The organism is Candidatus Protofrankia californiensis (assembly GCF_900634765.1).
GTDB lineage: Bacteria > Actinomycetota > Actinomycetes > Frankiales > Frankiaceae > Protofrankia > Protofrankia californiensis.
On record NZ_CAAAFT010000176.1, the window covers coordinates 4,208 to 4,826 of the forward strand.

Annotated in this window: 1 pseudogene; it reads left to right on the forward strand. The window is 74.2% G+C overall.

Annotated features, from left to right (window positions below):
* A pseudogene (locus DD1DGNOD_RS26780) lies at window positions 1-619 on the forward strand (aminoglycoside phosphotransferase family protein); the annotation flags it as partial.

Genomic DNA, 619 nt, shown 5'->3' on the forward strand with positions numbered 1-619 from the left:
GCTGATTGCCGCACTGGCAGCGGTCGGCCGGCGGATCGTGGGTGAGCAGAAGCCGGACGTCGCGGTCGTCCTGTCCGCCCGTCACGACAGGCTGCTGGTGCGTTACGGCGATGCCGTCCTCAAGGCCCACGCGCCGGGGAGCGATCCGGCGGAGCTTGCGCTCCGGCTGCGCCTGGCGGCCGACCCCCGGTTGACCGACAGCCTGCTTGCGCCCCTTCCCATCCCGGGCGCGGACGCGCCGGGGATGCTCATACGGGTCCGGGGTCGGCTTGTCAGCGCCTGGCCGGTGGGCACGCCCCTGCATCCGGACGATTTCGGGACGGTGTCCGAGACGGCCGTCGACGATCTGCCGTGGGAGCAGGCGGCGACCCTGCTCGCCCGGCTGCACGCGGTACCCCTGTGGCGGCCCGTTCCACCGGCGAGGGTCCGCCGGGGTCTTGAGCGTGCGATGGCGAAGCTGTCCGGGCTGTCCGGTCCGGCTGGCGATGATCCCCTCGTGGGGGAGATCCTTGCCGCGTACGCGGCCCTCCCGCGTGGGGAACCGGACGGCCGCACGCAAGCGGGCCGCGCCTGCACGTCCTACACGCCCGTGCCCGGGGACGCGCTCGTGCACGGGGAC